This is a genomic window from Undibacterium paludis (genome assembly GCF_022568815.1).
Classification (GTDB): Bacteria; Pseudomonadota; Gammaproteobacteria; order Burkholderiales; family Burkholderiaceae_D; genus Undibacterium.
In genome coordinates, this window is record NZ_JAKZHX010000013.1 from 18,055 (window position 1) to 38,473 (window position 20,419).

Annotated in this window: 11 protein-coding genes and 1 other RNA gene; 5 read left to right on the plus strand and 7 right to left on the minus strand. The window is 50.6% G+C overall.

Going from position 1 to position 20,419, the window contains the following annotated elements:
- Window positions 1-117: 117 nt before the first annotated feature.
- The gene (locus tag LZ463_RS21250) at window positions 118-1,272 is read right to left on the minus strand and encodes a tetratricopeptide repeat protein (RefSeq protein WP_241458228.1); all 1,155 of its coding nucleotides are present in this window, start codon (window positions 1,270-1,272) and stop codon (window positions 118-120) included.
- Window positions 1,273-1,454: 182 nt separating this feature from the next.
- Between LZ463_RS21250 and hrpA the strand changes: the two genes are divergently transcribed.
- Both hrpA and LZ463_RS21260 read left to right on the plus strand, forming a co-directional pair.
- Window positions 1,455-5,615, plus strand: a complete 4,161-nt coding sequence (hrpA, locus tag LZ463_RS21255; RefSeq protein ID WP_489686138.1) for an ATP-dependent RNA helicase HrpA — start codon at window positions 1,455-1,457, stop codon at window positions 5,613-5,615.
- Window positions 5,616-5,729: 114 nt separating this feature from the next.
- Entirely contained in the window at window positions 5,730-6,626 is an 897-nt protein-coding gene (locus LZ463_RS21260; protein WP_241458230.1) for a DMT family transporter, read from the plus strand.
- A gap of 6 nt (window positions 6,627-6,632) precedes the next feature.
- Here the strand turns inward: LZ463_RS21260 and LZ463_RS21265 are convergent, their stop codons facing one another.
- The 5 genes from LZ463_RS21265 to LZ463_RS21285 form a co-directional block, all read right to left on the minus strand.
- Window positions 6,633-7,232: a hemerythrin domain-containing protein gene (locus LZ463_RS21265; RefSeq protein ID WP_241458232.1), complete on the minus strand. Its 600-nt coding sequence runs from the start codon at window positions 7,230-7,232 to the stop codon at window positions 6,633-6,635.
- A 168-nt stretch (window positions 7,233-7,400) separates the two neighbouring features.
- Complete coding sequence (locus tag LZ463_RS21270) at window positions 7,401-9,455, minus strand: S46 family peptidase (protein ID WP_241458234.1); 2,055 nt, start codon at window positions 9,453-9,455, stop codon at window positions 7,401-7,403.
- 122 nt (window positions 9,456-9,577) lie between these two features.
- Window positions 9,578-11,440 (minus strand): oligoendopeptidase F, encoded by a 1,863-nt coding sequence (gene pepF / locus LZ463_RS21275; protein ID WP_241458236.1) that lies wholly within the window; start codon window positions 11,438-11,440, stop codon window positions 9,578-9,580.
- A gap of 394 nt (window positions 11,441-11,834) precedes the next feature.
- Window positions 11,835-15,404 (minus strand): ABC transporter permease/M1 family aminopeptidase, encoded by a 3,570-nt coding sequence (locus LZ463_RS21280; protein ID WP_241458238.1) that lies wholly within the window; start codon window positions 15,402-15,404, stop codon window positions 11,835-11,837.
- Between the two features lie 9 nt (window positions 15,405-15,413).
- A complete protein-coding gene (locus LZ463_RS21285; protein ID WP_241458240.1) occupies window positions 15,414-16,352 on the minus strand; it encodes an ABC transporter ATP-binding protein in 939 nt (312 codons plus the stop codon).
- Window positions 16,353-16,586: 234 nt separating this feature from the next.
- Here LZ463_RS21285 and ffs point away from each other — a divergent pair.
- From ffs to LZ463_RS21300, 3 genes are all read left to right on the plus strand, one after another.
- Window positions 16,587-16,685, plus strand: an RNA gene (gene ffs, locus LZ463_RS21290) — signal recognition particle sRNA small type.
- Between the two features lie 276 nt (window positions 16,686-16,961).
- Window positions 16,962-17,921, plus strand: a complete 960-nt coding sequence (locus tag LZ463_RS21295) for an IS5 family transposase (RefSeq protein ID WP_241458242.1) — start codon at window positions 16,962-16,964, stop codon at window positions 17,919-17,921.
- A gap of 249 nt (window positions 17,922-18,170) precedes the next feature.
- A complete protein-coding gene (locus tag LZ463_RS21300; RefSeq protein WP_241458244.1) occupies window positions 18,171-19,055 on the plus strand; it encodes an alpha/beta hydrolase in 885 nt (294 codons plus the stop codon).
- 43 nt (window positions 19,056-19,098) lie between these two features.
- On the opposite strand, the gene LZ463_RS21305 is transcribed toward LZ463_RS21300, so the two are convergent.
- Window positions 19,099-20,409 carry an MFS transporter gene (locus tag LZ463_RS21305; RefSeq protein ID WP_241458246.1) on the minus strand — a complete coding sequence of 437 codons (1,311 nt, stop codon included), beginning with the start codon at window positions 20,407-20,409 and terminating at the stop codon, window positions 19,099-19,101.
- Window positions 20,410-20,419: the final 10 nt, after the last annotated feature.

Genomic DNA, 20,419 nt, shown 5'->3' on the forward strand with positions numbered 1-20,419 from the left:
ACAATTATAATCTGATACCCAAATACAGGTGACAGATCAAGGTGGTCGAATTTTTACATGACCTGGTATTGCAGACTCAGTCGGTCATCGGTGTGTCAACATGTTTTATTGCAGAGGCTAATGCGTATAGCTGGCCTTGATGCGCTCAAGCTTGCTGACATACAGATCATGGGCCTTACGTGTCGTGCTATTTGCCTTGGCAGACAGTAATTCTTCGGTGGCATCGGATATTTCACCCAGTTTCAAATGGGCCAGCGCCAACCATAGATGGAATTCATCGTAATCCGGGTCACGCTGGATTTCACGTTTGAACATGGCTTTTGCTTCTTTATAGTCACCGCGCTCCATGGCAGTAACGCCGCGATTGAAAAAATGGAATGGCGGATAGGGCTGCAACTGTTCAAGGCGAGTGGCATAGATTTGCGCCTCCTGAGTTTTTTCTGTCTTGCGCAGCAGTTCTACCAGGTTGCTCAGCGCCATGGTATTTTTTGGTTCGCTTGCCAGTATCTGTTTGAATACGCTTTCTGCCAGTTGCATATCACCGTGCTGCCTGTACACCACTCCAAGGGTGTTATAGGCAATCAGAAAATCCGGATCGATTTGCAAGGCTGCGCGGGCGAACCAGTAGGCGTCATTGACTTTATGTTGCGCCAGCAATTCTGCTGCCCGATTATTCATATACATGGCAAGTACGGTGTTTTCACCGATCACAACGGATTTATACCCGAGGACTTCACTGGGCGGCAAAAAATCAATGATCATTGACTGATTGTATTCATCCGTATTGCGTAGAAAACCAGATCGCTTGCCAAGTATGATGTTGACATGACCAGCGGCAAAATAGAGATCATTGGCGCGACTCCAGGACTCATTGAGCAAGACATTCTGGTATTGCACATCGAGCCCCATTTCCTTTGCCAGGGCTGCGGTCATTAATACCAGCGACAGACAATTACCCGAGCGCACCTGGAAAGCCTGTGCAGCATTGCGTGTCATTTCAGCATCATACTCAAGCCGGATCTGACTCTTGTTGGCCAGGGCGTTGAAAAGGGCGCGTTGCGGACTCTTTCTTTGGATTTCCGGCATAATGACCTGTTGCAAATAGGTTTTCATTTCTTTGCTGACGGCCAGGACTTCTCTGGCATCTATTGGGGTGGGACTGGCCTGGAAGCCCTGGTCATGGAATTGCAAATGGCTTAATTTTTGCGCTGGAGGGGTGGCGCATGCACTCAATAAGCAAGAGAAGAAAAGTATCGTCCATGTTCTCATCATACCCTCCTGTGTCACCTCAGTTTTAGTCGTCGAGATGCAAAGCAGACTGCCATTTGTGATGTTCAGTATAGGTTAAAATCGAGTAAAAATTGTGCGTACTATTTATCGCATTCAGAAAGAAGAGTGGCTTGTCAAACAACATTCCCTGCCTTGTCTGAAAATCTGGGATAATGCGCAGCGCTATGTCTTCAAATCAAACACCCAAAATTCTCCCCGCAAAAGCAAAGCCTGATACAACAGATGGATTATCAGGTTTGCGAGAGCTTCGTCAACAATTGCGCGAGACTGCTGCCAAGGCTGACAACCCTGTCAGGCAGCGTCAGCCGGATACTGCTGTCAACGCAGAGGAAAAAAAAATTCCTGCGCAGCGAGATGATCGAAGGCAGTCATCTGAACCTGGTCGACAGCCATCATCGTCTGCTGCCAAGGCGGCGAAGCCTGCGCTAGATGGTCGCCGGGATGGCCACAGGAAAAAAACGGTATCAGTTGCAGCTGAGGAACTGGCCTTGCCCTTGCGTAATCCTTTGCCGCCCATCAGTTTTCCGGAGGAATTGCCGGTATCCGGCAAGCGTGCAGAAATTGCCGAAGCATTGAAAAAAAATCAGGTCATCATCGTCTGTGGTGAAACCGGCTCTGGCAAGACCACGCAATTACCCAAGATATGCCTGGAACTGGGGCGCGGGCAAAAAGGCTTGATCGGCCATACGCAGCCACGCCGTATTGCTGCTTCGTCAACAGCCAAGCGTATTGCGCAGGAACTGAATTCGCCACTGGGTGAGCATGTCGGTTTTAAAGTGCGCTTTACCGATACCCTGAGCAAGGGGGCGTCGGTCAAGCTGATGACTGATGGTATTCTGCTGGCAGAAACCCAGACCGACCCGCTGTTAAAACAATACGACACCATCATCATTGATGAGGCGCATGAGCGCAGCCTGAATATTGACTTCCTGCTCGGCTATCTCAAGCAGTTATTGCCCAAGCGCCGGGACTTGAAGATCATCATTACCTCAGCAACGATAGATGCACAGCGTTTTGCCAATCATTTTGCCGATACCCGTGGTGCTGAACCCAAACCGGCACCAGTTATCGAAGTGTCTGGTCGCCTGTACCCGGTAGAGGTCCGTTATCGCCCGATACAGGATACGGAAAAAGATAAAGAGCGTGACTTGATGACGGCAATCACTGATGCCGTCGATGAGTTGTGCCGCATAGGTTCTGGTGACGTACTGGTGTTCTTGCCGGGTGAGCGCGAAATTCGTGATGCTGCCGAGGCTTTGCGCAAGCATCATCCACCCCATGTAGAAATCCTGCCCCTGTTTGCCCGTCTGTCGGCACAAGAGCAGGAGAGAGTGTTCAAGTCGTCCAATGCCCGTCGCATCGTGCTTGCCACCAACGTGGCTGAAACCTCGCTGACTGTACCCGGGATACGCTATGTCGTTGACGTTGGGCTGGCGCGTGTCAAACGTTATAGTTACAGGAACAAGGTCGAACAATTACAGATGGAGGCTGTAGCGCAGTCTGCCGCCAACCAGCGCGCCGGTCGTTGTGGCCGTGTCGCAGCAGGTGTTTGCATACGCTTGTTCGATGAACAGGATTACCTGCAAAGACCAAAATTTACCGAACCCGAGATACTGCGTTCATCACTGGCTGCGGTTATCCTGCGCATGAAATCCCTGCGCCTGACTGACGTAGAGACTTTCCCTTTCATTGAGCCACCGCCAGGCCGCGCTATTGCTGACGGTTACCAGCTCTTGCAAGAACTGGGGGCCATGGATGAAAGCAATCAACTGACGCCAGTGGGGCGACAGCTGGCAAAATTGCCACTGGATCCCCGTGTTGGTCGCATGATACTGGCGGCACGGGACAACCAGGCCTTGCAGGAAGTGTTGATCATTGCTGCCGCCCTGTCAGTGCAGGACCCGCGTGACCGCCCTATGGATGCGCAAGCCGCCGCTGATGCAGCACACAAGAAATTTGCCGATGAAAAATCCGAATTCCAGTCACACCTGAAAATCTGGAAATGGTTTGAAGACGCCATAGAGCACAAAAAAACCAATCGCCAGTTGCAAGATAATTGCCGTGCCAATTTCCTCAGCCAGATGCGCTTGCGTGAGTGGCGCGAGGTGCATTCGCAATTGCTGACCATCGTCAAGGAGCAGGGCTGGCGCTTGAACGAAGCCCCGGCGACCTATGAACAATTGCATCTGTCATTACTGACTGGCCTGCTTGGCAACATCGGATACAAGTCAGATGAGGAGGCGCATTACCTTGGTGCGCGCGGTATCAAGTTTTATATCTGGCCAGGCTCGGCACTGGCTAAAAAGGCCGGGCGCTGGATCATGGCGGCTGAACTGGTCGATACAACCAGATTATATGGTCGTTGCATTGCCCAGATCAATCCGGACTGGCTGGAGAAAATAGGTGGTCATTTACTGAAAAAATCCTATGGTGAACCCCGCTGGGAAAAACGGGCAGGTCAGGTGTCAGCCTTTGAGCGTGCTACCTTGTATGGGCTGGTCGTGTATAGTCAGCGGCGTACTCAGTATGGTCTGACTCACCCGGTGGAAGCGCGTGAAATCTTCATTCGAGATGCCCTGGTCGACGGTGAGTTTGATACCCGTGCCCCGTTCTTTGCCTACAATCAGAAGCTGGTGCGTGAGATAGAAAACCTTGAACACAAGTCGCGTCGCCTGGATGTGCTGGTGGATGAAGAATTGATCGTAGCTTTCTATGACAAATTGCTGCCTGCCGGTATCTATAATAGTGTGCTGTTCGAACAATGGCATAAAGAGGCAACAAAGGATAACCCCAAGCTCTTGCACCTGAACAAGGACGAGCTGATGCGGCACGAGGCCGCCGGTGTGACCACGGATTTGTTCCCCAAGGCCATGCAGGTTTCGGGTGTTGCGCTGCAGCTCAGTTACCACTTTGAACCAGGTAGTCCACGCGATGGCGTGACCCTGACTGTGCCACTGTTTTCATTGAATCAGGTCTCTGCTGATCGCTGTGAATGGCTGGTGCCCGGTATGCTGAAAGAAAAAGTACATTTGCTGATCAAGTCTTTGCCACAAAAGATACGTCGCCATTGTGTGCCTATTCCTGAATATGCAGCAGGTTTTTGCGAACGTAATGATTTTGGCCGTGGTAATTTCCTCGATGCTGTCATTGCCGACATACGCGAACAGAGAGGTTTGCTGTGCAAGACTACAGATTTTAAATTTGAAACCCTGCCTGTCCATTTGACGATGAATTTCAAGGTCGTTGATGAGCATGGTCGCCAGTTGGAAATGGGGCGTAATCTGGCCAGTCTGCGAGCCGAATTTGGCGGGCAGGCGCGTGAAAGTTTCCAGCGTATCGCCAGCGCGGAGAAACTGGCTTTGCTGGATGCCAATGCTTCAGTGAGCAAACACGCCGGAATGGCTGAAGTCAAGTCTGGTCGTCAGGGCGAAAAAATGGTACCTGTCAATGTGCAAGCTGCTGCGCCGGTTTTCAAACAGGAAAACCTGACTGCCTGGACCTTTGACAGCCTGCCAGAATTGCTGGAGGTACAGCAAGGCAAGCAAACTCTGATCGGTTATCCTGCACTGGTGGACAAGCTTGTGCATTGTCATATTGAAGTATTTGATGATCCCGATGAGGCGGCACGCATACATCGAACAGGCCTGCGTCGTTTGTTTGCGCTGCAAATGAAAGAGCAGATCAAGTTCCTGGAAAAAAACATCCCTGGTTTGCAGCAAATGGGCATGCAATTCATGTCATTGGGTTCGCAAGAGGAATTGCGCGACCAGATCATACAGGTGGCGATAGAAAGCGCCTTCTTGCAAAACCCTTTGCCGACCAACTCCGGTGAATTTAATAAACGCAGGGATGAGGGGAAGGGCAGGTTGAATCTGCTGGCCAATGAAATTGCCCGTACCGCAGCACTGATCCTGGCAGAATATCACAGCCTGCCCAAGAAGCTGCAGAGTATAAAGGCTCATGCTCACGCTGCCAGTGACATGCAGGCGCAATTGCAGATGCTGGTGACAAAGCGTTTTATTGCCGAGAACGACTTCAGTCAGTTATCACATTTTCCACGTTATCTGAAGGCCATCACGGTACGTATGGACAAGCTGCGCGCCGACCCGGCGCGTGACCAGAAGCTACTGACAGAGTGGAATAGTGTGGCCCAGGGCTGGCAGCGGCATCCGCGTAAGTCGGGCGTGGACGCTGACCCCAAGCTGCTGGAATTCCGCTGGCTGCTGGAAGAACTCAGGGTGTCCTTGTTTGCCCAGGAGTTACGTACTCCCATGCCGGTATCGGTCAAGCGCTTGCAAAAAGTGTGGGAGAGTTTGCAACGATAATGCGTAAGCCAGGTAAAGCAGGCAAACCTTGCTTGCTGTATGCTCATGATTTTGTGCAGGCCGCCTGTCAACTGCACGCGCCGCCTGCTGTCAACCTGAGTCTGTTGTTCATTCATGAATCATAAACTAACGCCCGGCACCATCATTTTGCTTGTCATCCCACCTTTGCTGTGGTCTGGCAATGCCATCGTTGGGCGCATGATACATGATATGGTACCGCCGATTACGTTAAACCTCATACGCTGGGTATTGGCTTTCCTGATACTGTTGCCAATGGCGTTTCCTATTTTTCGTCGTGACAGCGTACTATGGCCCAACTGGCGCAGGTATGCCATATTGGGTCTGCTCGGGGTTGGCTTATATAACGCTTTGCAATACCTGGCGTTGCAAAGTTCCACTCCCATCAATGTAACCCTGGTGGCAGCCAGCATGCCGGTGTGGATGCTGATTGTCGGCAGCCTGTTTTTTCAGGCTAAAATCACGCGCTGGCAATTGGCTGGTGCGGCTTTGTCAATCGCTGGTGTATTGATTGTCCTCAGCCGGGGCGAACTGGCGCAATTGCTGGCCTTGCGTCTGGTGCCTGGCGATATATTTATGATCATTGCGACAATCACCTGGTCCTTGTATAGCTGGTTGCTGACACGCGGGGATCATACGCAATTGCGGGAACACTGGGCCTTTTTTTTGCTGGCGCAAGTCAGTTTTGGTGTCTTGTGGTCAGCTGCTTTTTCTGCTGCCGAGTGGATGTTGATGAAGCCGGTCATACACTGGAATCCCATGCTGTTTGCTGCCCTGGCATTTGTCGCAATCGGCCCCGCAGTGATTGCTTTTCGTTGTTGGGGACTGGGCGTTCAGCGGGTTGGGCCGAATGTGGCTGCTTTTTTCAATAACCTGACACCCCTGTTCGCGGCAATAATGTCATCTGCCTTTTTGGGAGATACTCCGCATTTGTTCCATGTGGCGGCTTTTATCTGCATAGTGGGCGGTATTGTGCTTTCTTCAAGACGATGAGTGCCTTCAGAGCGGATTTGCAACACCGATGGGGGCGGGAGTGATGTTGACGATGAGTGAGAACAACTGTTCATATTTATAACGTTCACCTGCATCATCAAGTATTTTGCGGTTCTCCAAAAATGCCGCATCTACCTCCTGCCAGTCCTGGTCATTCAGGATTTGCCTGGCGATAGGAATGATACGCTCCTCTTCTACCCGCATATGGGCAAAATAGAATTGTGCATATTGTTCAACCTGTGCATTGAAAAGGGCAAAAGCAGGTTGACCACAGAATTCATAGTCCAGCAAAGCGTTTGACAGTTGACGCACCATCAATTCCCCCTTGCTATGCTGCTCACTCAAGGCATCAAGTTCACCGTCGAGTTGATGTGTTCTCTCCTTGATTTTGGCAAATAGGTATAGATCTTCCTTGGGGTGATGATTTTTTTCGGGGTATTCCTTGATGTAATAAAGCATGGCGCGGAACACTTTCAGGTCCGGGCAAGGACCACCGTGTGCAATTTGCCGGACAAAGTAGAGCATCCCCTGTATCACTGATGATAAATGCTCATGCTCGTCACGTATGATACTGAGCGAAACGGGGTAGATATTACGGACAGACATCGTGGCCTCCTTACTATTTTTTATTTACTTTACTTTGTGAAGCAGGCTTGTCTGTTGATCAGTATCAAAGCAGTATCAAAGAAGAAGGCTGTAATTAATGTGATGACATGAAAAAAGCCTCGCTGCCGGACGGCAGCGAGGCTTTGATTGATAATGGGCTGTAACTGCTTATTTGCTGGTCAGTTCTTTCAACAGTTCCTTGGCGCCATATATCTTGTCCATGGCTTCCAGTATGCCGCCGCTATGGACAGCTACGGCACGGTTACTGCGGCTGTCGAACCAGAATGCGCCACCCAGGGAGTGGATATTGCCATCAAAGACCAGGCCAACGATTTCACCGTTTTTATTGATCAAAGGGCTGCCGGAATTGCCGCCTATGATGTCGTTATTGGTGACAAAATTATAGGGCTGTTGCAGGTTCAGCTTGCCTTTTGCCGCATGCCAGGATGCTGGCAAGGCAAATGGGAATGCGCCTGTGTCATGCTCAAACGCACCGGCAAAATTGGTGAAAGGCTTGACCTTGTTTTCGCCAAGTTCCCAGCCTTTGACTTCACCATAAGACAGACGTAGGGTGCCGGTCGCATCCGGGTAAACGCTGGTGCCGGATTGGGCAAAGCGTGCCTGTGCAATCAATTCGGAATTTTTCTGCACTACGGACTGCACTTCCTGTTCCAGGCGTTTGCGTATGCTGCGTGATTCTGCATCGACTGCCAGGGCCAGCTTGATGAAAGGATCATCTGATTGCGCAATGGCTTCCTTGCCGCCGTTCCACAGGGTTTTGCGGTATTCGATATCGGCCAGGCGGGTTTTGCTGACCAGGTTTTCGGTCAGTTGCTCAGGCGACAGTTTTCCCAGTACCTGCTTGACGAAAGCGTGATTTGCACCGAGGTCTTCACGCATTTTGGTCAAGGAATGCGTCAGTTTGACTTTTTCGAACTCCGGATAGATAGGTGCTTTGGAAAACAGGGATTGCTGTACGGCCGGCAGGCGGGTCTCTGCAAATTCCGGCAGACGGTCAGCGCTGTTTTTACCTTTCTCATCAGCCGCGCGAACCAGGATGCGGGCCAGACGGAAGTAATTGCTGTTGAAAGCCGCAGCACCTTCGGTCATGCTGGAAATCCTGTGCAATTGGCGATAGCTTTCCTGGGCTTTGGCGATGGCGTCCCACGCGCCGCTGATTTTTTCCTTCAGCTCCGGCTTGGAATCAACGAACTGGCGCAAGGCTGTTTCTTCAGCCTGTTTGCGTGCGATAAATTCAGGATCAAGCAGGGTTTGCAGGCGACCTACGCCGGATTTATAGCTGTTTTCAATGCCAAACAACATCTGATCTGCCGTGCGTGCGGCCTCAGGGCTGGATTTGCGGTATTGCGTCAGGACGCCGCGCAATTCAGCCATGTGCTGCAGATTATCGATCAAGCCGATATCGCGCAGGCTGCTCAATTGGGCAATCGTCAATTGACGCTGGGTAGAACCAGGGTGGCCCGTGATGAAGGTCATCTCACCTTCTTGCGGACCATTTTTGCTGAACGGGAAAAAATTCTTGATTTCAGCTGGCTTGCCATTTTCGTAGACGCGCAACATGGTGATGTCGAGGTCATAACGCGGGAAGTTGAAATTGTCGGGGTCGCCACCAAAGAAGGCAATCGCTTTTTCTGGTGCCCATACCAGACGGGTATCCGCATAGCGGTGATATTTGTACAGATGGTAGCGGCCACCGTGATAAAGATCGACGATGTCGCAGCGGATCTTTTCTTTGTCATCACCTACGCAGGCGGCTGTCAGTTTGTTGTTGATGACATTCTGCGCCTGTTTATAGGCCGCGCCATCCAGACCTGCTGTGGCTTTTTTAACTTCTGCGGTAACGTCGGTGATTTCTTCCAGACGATTCAATTCCATGGCCGGGCAGGCTTGCTCTTCTTCACGTTTCTTTGCCAGGAAGCCGTTTTCTATATAATTTTGCTTGGCGCTGGACAATTGTTCTATGCAACCGGATGCGCAATGGTGATTGGTCATGACCAGGCCATCTTTGGAAACGAAAGAGCCAGAGCAACCAGGTAATTTGACAGAACCGAGCATGGTGTTCTTTACCCATTCTGCACTTGGTTTGAAACCGTATTCAGCCTGGAGTTTGCTGGTGGGGAGATTGTCCATGGTCCACATGCCTTCGGCGGCCATGGACAGACCTGGGAAGGCCAGGGCCATAAATAACCATTTCTTTTGCATAGTCTTTTCCATTTTGTTCGAAAATATTTGTTTAAAAATAAATGGCCTCTTCCGGTTTGCGGAAGAAGCTTTTAGTTTGCCAGTTGCCTGATAGGCGCACTGGCTGACTGATTGGGGGAGGCTTAACGTTTGGCCTGTATTGCCTCGATCTGGTCCATGATTTTATTCATGCGGGCAAACACAGCCTGGTAAGGGGCAGGTGAGGCAAGATCAACCCCTGCGCCTTTGACCAACTCATACGGGTAGGCAGAGCCGCCGGCTTTGAGGATGTTTAGATACTTGTCCTTTGCACCTGCCTGGCCCTTGAGGATTTCATCAGCAAACATCGAGCCTGCTGCAATGGAGGTGGCATACTGGAAGACATAAAAGCGATTGTAGAAATGCGGAATATAGGCCCATTCGACCGCATAGGTGTCGTCAATCTTCATCACACCTTCTTTGTCGCCATGGTAGCTCTTCAAAATGTCACCATAGATTTTCGACAGTGCTTCACCAGTCAGGGATTCTCCCTTGTCAACCTTGCTGTGTACTTCGCGTTCAAAGTCAGCAAACATGGCCTGGCGGAAGAAGGTGCCGCGCAGATTTTCCAGGGCGGAGCCCAGGTAGAGCAAACGCTCATCATCGCTCTTGGCGATTTTCAGCATGTGATCCAGCAGGAAAACTTCGTTAGTCGTTGAAGCGATTTCAGCCGTGAAGGTTGGGTAGTCAGCACTGATGAAAGGCTGGTGCTTGTTGGACAAATAGGAATGCATGGCATGACCCCATTCATGGCCCAGGGTCGATACTGATTCATAGTCGTCGTTGTAATTGAGCAGCAGATAAGGATGGACATCATAGGCGGCTCCATTCATGTAAGCACCGGAACGCTTGCGTGGACGTGGGTAGACATCCATCCAGCGTTCCGTGGTGGCTTTGGCCATGGCTTTTGCGTAGTCATCGCCAAGTGGCTTGACCGATTCCAGCATCAGTTTGATACCGTCTGCAATCGGGTATTTGAAATTGCCCGACACCAGAGGCGGGTAAATATCAAAATAGCGCAAATCCTGAACTCCCAGGAGTTTGGCACGCAATTTGAAATAACGGTGCAGGGTAGGCAGGTTGGCACGCGTCTGGCTCACCAGGGTGTCGTAGACTGCCCGTGGCAGTTTGTTGTTGTCAAGTGCCTGTGTCAATGAATCCGGGTAGTTGCGTACCTTGGCATAGGCAGAGTCCCGCTTCAGTTGCTCGTAAAAGGTCACGCCGTAGCTGCGTTCAAATTCTTTCCATTTACCCCAGAAGGCATCAAATACCAGCTGGCGATCAGCACGGTTCGGTGCTGCTCGATATTTTGTATAAGCTGCCTGGTCTATGCGTACCTCTTCGCCGGTTGACAGCTTGACCTTGGGCCAGGGCATTTCTGCATTTGAAAAAGTCGAATACACGGCACTGGCAGTATTGGTCGCCATGCCAAATGTTGCGATGATTTCTTCACCTTTTTTATCTAGGGTATGCTGGCCCGAGCGTAGGATGTCATCAAGCAGATGAGCATAAATGCGCAAACCTTTGTCCTTGGACTGGAAGGTTTCGATCTTTTTCGCGCCCATGCTCAGGATTTCCGGCCGCAGGAAGGACGTTGCTTCCTCCACCTTGCTGCCAAGAATGTCGGAGCGCTGGCCCAGGTCCATGCCGGCATTGTCGCCAGTATCCTGGTCACGGAACTGGAAAGCGTAGCTCGACAATTTGGCAAAACGTTTCAGCAGGTCAGAATTCAAGTCCATGCAAGTCTTGAAGCGTGCCAGACTGTCACCCAGATGGCCGCTGCAGGTCTGGATCTGCTTTAACTGCACTTCCAGTGTCATGGCGTCCTTATCCCAGTCTGCCTTGGTCTGGTACATGTCTTTCAGGTTCCAGCGGTCTGCTTCTGTTTCGCTGGGGTGCGCTGCATAAACAGCAGCAGGCAGTATCAATGCAACAGCGAACAAGTTACGAATAAGATGTTTATGCATGGCTAACGTCCAGGTTGAATTTGATGGAAGTACTGCAGCTTGTGACTCAGGAGGAATATTGTTTATTTGATATACATTGCCGGCACAGGCGAATCTTATAAGTATAGGTGCCGGGTTTTGGGCAATATTTTGGTCTTAAAGTTCTCAATTGAAAAGTTAAATTGAAAATATATTTTCCGTGATTGATATTTTTTCGATTTTAATGGCTATTTTTAACGGAATTGATATTGCCACAAGGTATTTTTGCAGACTGGAACCGCTACAGCTTATTGATCGGAAGAATTCGATCTTGATATCTATCATCTAGTGACTTTCTGGTAATAAGGTTTAAGTGTAGAGAGCGTAAAAAAAGCGAACCTGAGTTCGCTTTTTTTGTGCATCGCATCATTGATGCTTACTTATTCTCCATTTCCACCTTCACCATATTGTCGTCCGGTTTTCGGTCCACATACTTGTTATCGGGATCAAGCCCAGCCTTACCTGGCAGTCCTTTGACGATGAGCTTGAAAGACATTTCCTTGTGATTGATCAGCTTGCGTTCCCGAATCAGGGGCTTGCCGTCCTTGTCATCAACACCAATGTCTATCCAGTCCTGCAAAGCGATCTCTTTTTCTGTTCCCAGTTCATCGGCTTTCAGTTTTTTGCTGCTGACTGCTAGCGAGACTTCATACTCTCCACTGGCCAGTGCTTTTGCACTGGCTGAGATGGCGCGGTTTTCAAAAAGGATGATGGATTCAAACAGGTCATCAATCAGATAGTGCATGTCTGCTGGTGTTACTCTACGCAGTGCATTCAGCATAACCGTACTGCTGGGGTAGGGTGCTCCTTTATTGGCATGCGAGGCAAGTACATCACGCAAAGCCAGGTTGACTTTATCTTCACCAATCAGGTCTTGCAGCAAATACATGGACAGGCTGCCTTTTGAGTAGTGGATATAGTTCTGGTTTTCGTTCTGGGCCAGAGGCAATTCCTTTTTTCTTTCCTGGCTGCGACCCTGGAGGTAGCGATCGAGTTCAAATCGGAGAAAACGTCGCATGGTGGCCTCACCGTAAGTCTGCTTCATGACCATCAGGGCAGAGTATTGCGCCAGGGTTTCCACCAGCATCGTGCCACCCCGGGTATTGCCTGAGATCAGTTGATGCGCCCACCATTGATGTGCCACCTCATGGGCAGTCACGTAGAAGGGGTAATCGACTTCTCTGGTATTGCTGTCATTGACATTGGCGATGAAGCCTATGCTTTCTGAATAGGGTATGGTGTTGGGGAAGGCCTGTGCAAAACTGGCGTAGCGCGGGAATTCAACGATGCGCACCAGTTTGTGCTGATAAGGGCCAAAATGTTGCGTGTAATAATCGAGTGATTTTTGCACCCCTTTGATCATGCGCTCAAGATTGTATTCATGGCCTTTGTGGTAGTCGATTTCTATGGCGATATCTTTCCAGTGTGCTGTTTTGACAGCATAACGTCCGGACAGAAAGGCATAAAAATTCAGGATGGGCTGTTCAGGTGCATAGTGATAATAATGACGACCATCTTCCTGCCATTCACGCTTCAGGCTGCCTGGAGCAATGGCCATCTGGTCCGCACTGGTGGAGACGACAGCATCAAAATTGACCCAGTCGGCATCGTTGGAGATGTAATTATTCGACAGAGCCCGGGCATCATCGCGTTCTGCCATGCGTTCTTTCTCTGGCAAGCCATGTTTGCGTCTGGTTTTCTCATCGCTGAGTTCCAGGGCGGGTTGGTAACCGATGTGAGGCATCAGTGTGCTGTTGAAGAAAGTGCCGTTGTACAGGACAGTCCGGCCTGAACTCATGCCCAGAAAAGTTTTTGGTGTTACTGCCAGTTCAAAATGCAGATGCAATTTTTCACCTGGCGCCAGCGCACGTTGCAGTTTGTAGCTGTGGAACTGGAGGTCTTTGTCCGCAATATGCTTTGTGCTGGCGCTATCGATGACAAACTTCTCGACATCGATATCGTCAGAAAGCGTGAAGAATATTTCATCAATGTGAGCCTGGCTGCGATTGACCAATTCATAGTCCCCTGCTATATGGGCGGTACGTGTTGCAGGGTAGATATCAACTTTGAGTTTGACATCGGTGATACGTGGTTGTGTCTGGTTGGCAAATTTCTTGTAGCGCTTCTCATACTGTGCATTTTCAGCCTGTTTTTCAAAATTGTTTTTGTATGGCTGCAGAATATTCGTGAAGTAGAAAATTGCAGCGCCACTCAGCGCATATATTCCCGCTCCACCAAACAGCAGCGTGGCATTGCTTGCATTGAAGGCCTGTTTGGCGAGGCGCAGGCGGCCGCGGATTTCCGTGCCAGTGCCACGTGCCCAAAGCATCAGTGACGCCGCAATTAATACCAGACAGGCTCCTCCCCAATGCAGCATATACCAGTGTATCAGCGGCAGTGCATGTCCATAGGCGTTCATGTCTGAATAGGGCAGGGACGGCGCATAGCCAAAGCGAAACAGGGGATGTTCCATGCCCAGCGCGGGCAGCGCAATCAGTGCTACGTAATAGGCGATCATCAGCAGATAGCCCAGGTACTTGTGATTGACTATCGCCTGTATCGACATCGCCAGTATGGCCAACAGTGCATAAGCAGGCCAGTCCAGGAGGAATAACTGGTACAGATAGAGGCTGATTTCGTAGTTTGTATATCCCTTGAACGTTTGTATCAGGATGCCGCATAACATCAAAACGAGCAACATGATGCCCTGAAGGAGAATCAGCGCCATCAATTTGGATGTGAATGTCAGCCAGTTGGGTGTTGGCAGGGCATCAAGCAATTGCGCTACACGCGCATCACGCTCGCGCCAGACCAATTCACCTGCATAAAAGGTGGTGACGGTTAGCATGAACAGGGCAAAACTTCCCCCGACCAGTTCCAGGATGGCATAGGTAACCGGGTAAGTTGGTGTGCCAAACATTTTGGTCGCCGTGTTTGAAATAGCAAACATGAAGAGCACACCGGACAACATGATGACAATGAAATACACATTCTTTACTGATTCGCGCAAATTCAGCATGGTCTCAGCAAACAACAGCCTCCAGTTTCTGGCGCCAGAGAACGAAGGGATGACTTTGGGGATGGCGGTATTACCTGTGGTCGTGACCTTGACGTCTTTTTTCTGTTTGCCGGTACCAGCGACATTTGTAAAACTGAATTTCCAGTAGCATATGGACAGGCAGGCCAGGCCAACACCGGCCCAGATCAAACGATTCAGCAGGAAATTGCCGCTCAAACCTATCTGCCTGGAATTTTTGTCTGCAATACTCCAGTACTCGGTCATGTAGCTGACTGCCGCAGAGCCGAAAGGGTCAAGCAGGGATGCCAGCATCTTGTTGTCCAGATCGCGCATGAAGGAACGTGCCACCATGTAGGCGATGAGCAGTACAACACTGGAAATATACACCGGCATCATGCGGCGGCTCAGTGCTGCCATGGTAAAGAAGATGCCACCAAAAATAATGAAATTGGGCAGTACGGAGTAGGCGTAGGGGATAAGATAGGACATTAACTGCGGATGACCCAGGCGCGCAACCTCTATGCCAGGCAGGTAGCAGCCCAGCCAGGCACCCAAACCCATCCCTGCGAAAATAATCATTGAGCTTGACAGGGCACCGAGAAAACGACCTGCCAGGTATTGAAACTTGCTGATTGGCGCACTATAAAAAAAATGCCAGGATTGATGTTCTATGTCCTGATGCGTCGCCTGCCCCATGATGGCCGCGACAGTACTCATGGCTATATATCCGAGAAATGTGATGCTCTGGAAGACGGCCACCGGTGCATTGATATGTATTTTTCCACCGAAGTCAATCGATGCTCCGCTGAATACGCCGCCTGCTGCGGCAACCCACAGGAGTGCCAGACCGAAGAAAACGAGAAAATAGACATATGTGGACGGGCTGCGCAGCTTTTGCCTCAGTTCGAAGAGGATGATCGTTAGCATGTCCGTTCCTCAGGTTGTGATTGGAGCTGCAGTAGCGGGCATAAGCCGGGCGGTCGCTTGTGTCGCTTGTGGTGCCGATAGCAGGCCGGTCATGGCGGAGAAATACACATCTTCGAGATTACCTTGTACTGCGGAAAATTCATGGTCAGGCTGGTCGTCGGCATACACATGTATCAGTGTACGGCCAGATGTCAGACGGCTTGATATCAGTTGATATGCGCTCTTGTAGTGGGCCAGTTCAGATTTTTCAATGAATTTTTTCCATATCTTGCCTTGTATGCGCTCAACCAGGTCCAGTGGTTCACCGGTCAGAATGACGCGCCCCTTATTGATGATGGCCATGTGATTGCACAGGTCGGCAACATCTTCAACTATATGAGTGGACAGAATGACGATTTTTTCCGTACCTATGTCTGACAGCAGATTGTGAAAACGCACACGCTCTTCGGGGTCCAGGCCGGCTGTCGGTTCATCGACGATGATCAGGCGCGGATCGCCGAGCAGAGCCTGGGCAATCCCAAAGCGCTGGCGCATGCCGCCTGAAAAACCACCCAATTGTTTGTTCCGGACATCGTATAAATTGGTTTGATGCAGCAGGGCTTCAACAACGGCTTTGCGCTGACTGCGGTTTTCCAGTCCTTTTAAAATGGCAAAATGCTCAAGCAAGTCGTATGCGGTGACTTTGGGGTACAAGCCGAAATCTTGTGGCAGATAACCGAGCAGGCGCCTGATCTGGTCTTTGTTTTCACTGATGTTCAAGCCATCGAAAAGAGCATTGCCCGAATCTGCATCTTGCAAGGTAGCCAGGGTGCGCATCAGGCTCGATTTTCCGGCGCCATTTGGTCCCAGCAGACCGAACATGCCTGCCGGTATCGTCAGGTTGATATTGTCCAGCGCCTGTACGCCATTGCTATATTTTTTCGAAAGTTGCTGTATGCAGAGTTCCATGAAATTATCCTTTTTCTTTTTTAAAATAACCTGTGTCCCGTTCAGGATGCAGTTGCGGGCCTGTGTATCTTAGGCGTGGTGATGGATGCCAGGTATTTATGCGATGAAACGGACCGTTTGGCGGATGGAATGCGGGAAGCCGGGATAAAGTTGAATAAGGGGCGAACAGTTGAGAAAGGGGCGGGGTGATCTGAATTGCTGCAAGTTTGTAATCTATGCGCTATAATTACGGCTGGCGGGCCCCTGCGCATTGCGGCATGGCCAATCTGGTCAGGTCGGGAACGAAGCAGCCACAGTCATTTCCCGCAAGTGCCGCAGACCAGGCTCGCCAACTTCCACTTCTCTTCTTTGTCTATCCAGGATAAGCCAGTGATAGATGTTTCCCTTGGTTTCCCTCAGGCTATTGGTCCCCCAATAATATCTTATTGGTTTTTTATAATTGCATCTCGGAAAATAAAGTTGCTATCTTGCTACTTTTTTTGAGCAGTGTCAGCAAAGGCAAAATCATTGTCAACATAGTCCCTTGCCTTAGGGAATCTCTGATTAAGTAAACGAACTCTGATTAAGAGACGTTAATATAAGCATGTTCCCCATAGAATCATAGACGCCATGAAACAGACGACATTTGCCGAAGGTGGATTTGAACGCTACGCCAAGACAACAAAGCGGGCGGTATTCCTCTCCGAGATGAATCAGGTTGTGCCATGGGCTATGCTATGCGCACTGATAGAGCCCCATTATCCCAAGGCAGGTAACGGACGCCCGCCTGTTGGAGTGGAGCGCATGTTACGCATTTACTTCCTGCAACAATGGTTCAACCTGTCGGACCCTGCTGTTGAGGAAGCCTTATACGAATCCGTCTCCATGCGCAGTTTTGCCGCTATTGACCTGGGCAATGAACCCGTGCCGGATGAAACAACAGTATGCAAATTTCGGCACCTGCTGGAGCGCCATGGCCTTGGCAAGCGTATCTTCGAAGAAGTAGGCCGTCACCTGCAAGAGCGGGGAATGAGGGTGTCGGGCGGTACTATCGTTGATGCCACCATCATTTCAGCGCCTTCATCCACAAAGAATAAAGAAGGCAAACGCGACCCGGAAATGCGCCAGACCAAGAAAGGCAATCAATGGTATTTCGGTATGAAAGGCCACATAGGCGTCGACAGCAAGACCAAACTGATCCATGCCGTTGTTGTAACGGGAGCCAATGCCCATGATAGCCAGGTATTACCAGACTTACTCCACGGGCGTGAGAAACGATATTGGGGCGACTCAGCTTACACAGGCCAAAAGCAGGCGGCACGCAGCAAAGCCCCAGGTGTAAAAGACTTTACCAATATCCGGGGCACGCGCAGCCACACCCTGACAGAGGAAGAGCGTCTGACCAACCGCCGCAAGTCAAGCGTGCGCGCCAAGGTTGAACATGCCTTCTGCATCATCAAGCGTGTGTTTGGATTTACCAAAGTCAGATATCGTGGTTTGCAAAAGAATGCGCATCGCTTGTTTGTGACCTGTGCACTGGCGAACCTGTTCATGGTTCGCAGGCGCTTGATGCGCATGCAAGGGGCATAGTGTGCCCAAGGTGCGAGAAATCGCACGAGAAGTGGGGAAATTGGGGAAGCACCTCCCCAATCTCTGAAGATCAGCATGCTTTGAGCACGATTTTTACTCCCTGTCCTTTACATAGGTGAGAATCAAAGAAAATTAGAACTTAATCAGATATTCCTTAGGTTCATTGCAGTTCAATTTATTGGCTTTTGAAATTGGCGCAATTTAACAATGGAATTGTTTTTATGATGCACATGAAATGGGAAGGTCGTGATGAGCAGGCATGATATCAACCTCGATTTGTTTTTTTCAAATCACCAGGAAAGAGATGTGCAATACAACGCCAGGGCTACCGTCGCTGATTTTTCTGTATTCGTTAAAATCTATGCCGATTTGAGTCAGGCTGCCGCTAACAGCCTGCCTTGCCGTCTTGATGTTGCCTATGGCGATACGATGTTTGAAAAAATCGATATTTTCCATGCTCCGCCCAATGCACAGGGTAATCCGGTGCTGATTTACCTGCATGGCGGATATTGGCGTGCCCTGTCACGCAAGGATTCTGCTTTCATGGCGCAGTCCTGGACGCGTCGGGGCGTCAGTGTGGTCGCGATTGAATATGCGTTGGCTCCAGACGCCAGCCTCGAGCAGATTGTAGGACAGTGTCGCTCAGCCATTGCCCATATTTATCATCATGCACCTGACTATGGTATCAATCGGGACAGGATGCATATCGCCGGCAGTTCTGCTGGCGGGCATTTATGTGCAATGCTGCTGACGGATGGCTGGCAGGAGAGCCATGCCTTACCAGGGGATGTCATCAAAAGCGCCAGCATGCTCAGTGGCCTGTTTGATATTCGTCCATTGTGCGACAGTCACATCAACGAGTGGATGAAACTGACGCCACAATGCGCGGCCAGCCTGAGTCCTGCCTTGCTAAAATTGTCTGTGCATGCACCAGTCCTGCTGGCTGTGGGTGCCTTGGAGACCCAGGGTTTTCAACGGCAGACGGCCGCATTTGCAGATACTCTCCACCGTGCCGGTGCACAGGTGGAAACATTGACCGTCGAAGACAGACATCACTTCGATATTGTGCTGGACATGAATGAAGTTGGGTCAGCTGTGACCCAGGCAATGTGGCGTTTGATTGCCGCGGCCTGAGTCACTTATAGCACCATGCATTATTTCATTTTACCTGCCTGCATCAGGCTGGCTGGCTTTTGTCAGCCACCTCTCGCATGGTGCGGACTTGTGTTGCCATCAGGACGATGAGCAGTAGCAAGCTGCCACTGGCCATGAACAGCTGTTGTATGCTGATGCTGCGCAGCAGCCAGCCGGTAAGGGCGGCTGACACCGGTCCTATGCCCATGAAGATAAACATGAACATGCTCATGGCCCGGCCTATCATGTTCAGCGGAACCTGTTTCTGTATCCAGGTGAAGACGGCGACATGCAAAAAACCTCCGAGTGTGCCGACGACAAGCAGGATGCAGGCGCCTTGCCAGCTGGCCTGGATCAGGCCCATCGGTATGAACAGTACGCCGATAATAAAATCTATCAGAAGCATGGTACTGCCCAGATTGCCAAATCGCAGCCCTGGTTTCATGCCGGACCAGGCCATGCCAAGCAGGGTGCCGGCACCATGGGCGCCTGCCAGCAAACCGAGGGCACTGGCATCATTGCTCAACTGATTGGCCATGACCGGCAAGGCGATCTGTACCGGGCCCATGATGAAAAAGGCGATGGCCGACCAATAGATGAAGCAGCTACGCAGTTGTTTCTCATTCCAGCAATAGCGCAGACCTTCTGCCAGCGATTGCCAGATCGGCGCAGTGCCTGTTGCTGAACTTGCGCCGGCAGGTGATGCCTTGTCGTTCATGACAACTTGACTCAACGTCCAGGCCGAAAAGGCATAGGTAAAGCAATCAAAGAAAAAAGCCGCGGCCAGCCCCTTTGCGTCACTGACGATACCTTGATGTTGCGAACCAAACACGCTGATCAAGACACCGGCAAGTACCGGGCCAATAAACATGGTCAATTGCCTTAGTCCCAGCATGATGCCGTTGGCAGCCTGTAATTGCGCCGGCTGCATCACGCGTGGCAGCATGGCAGTACCTGAGGGGATGCTGAACGCCGTTGATATGCCCAGACCCAGCGCCAGGGCATAGATCATCCATAATTCAAGCCTGCCGTAAAAGATGAGGGCACTTAATACACCCAGCAGGGCAGTATTGATGTACTTGGTCTGCATCATCACGGATTTGGGCGAGTAGCGGTCGACTACGGCGCCTCCCAGCAATATCAGCAGTGCGCGCGGTACGCTGATCAATGCCAGTACTATGCCCAATATCAAGGTGTCGCCAGTCATCTTTAGTACCAGCCAGGGAAGGGCGATGAGGGTGAATTGATCGCCGAGCATGGAGATGGCACCACCGCCTGTAAGCCAGAGAAAATTTCTGTTCTTGAAAATGGCGGCACGTGCATTTTGGGGAGGCGGGGTTTTGATGTCTGTCATGGAGTTGTCC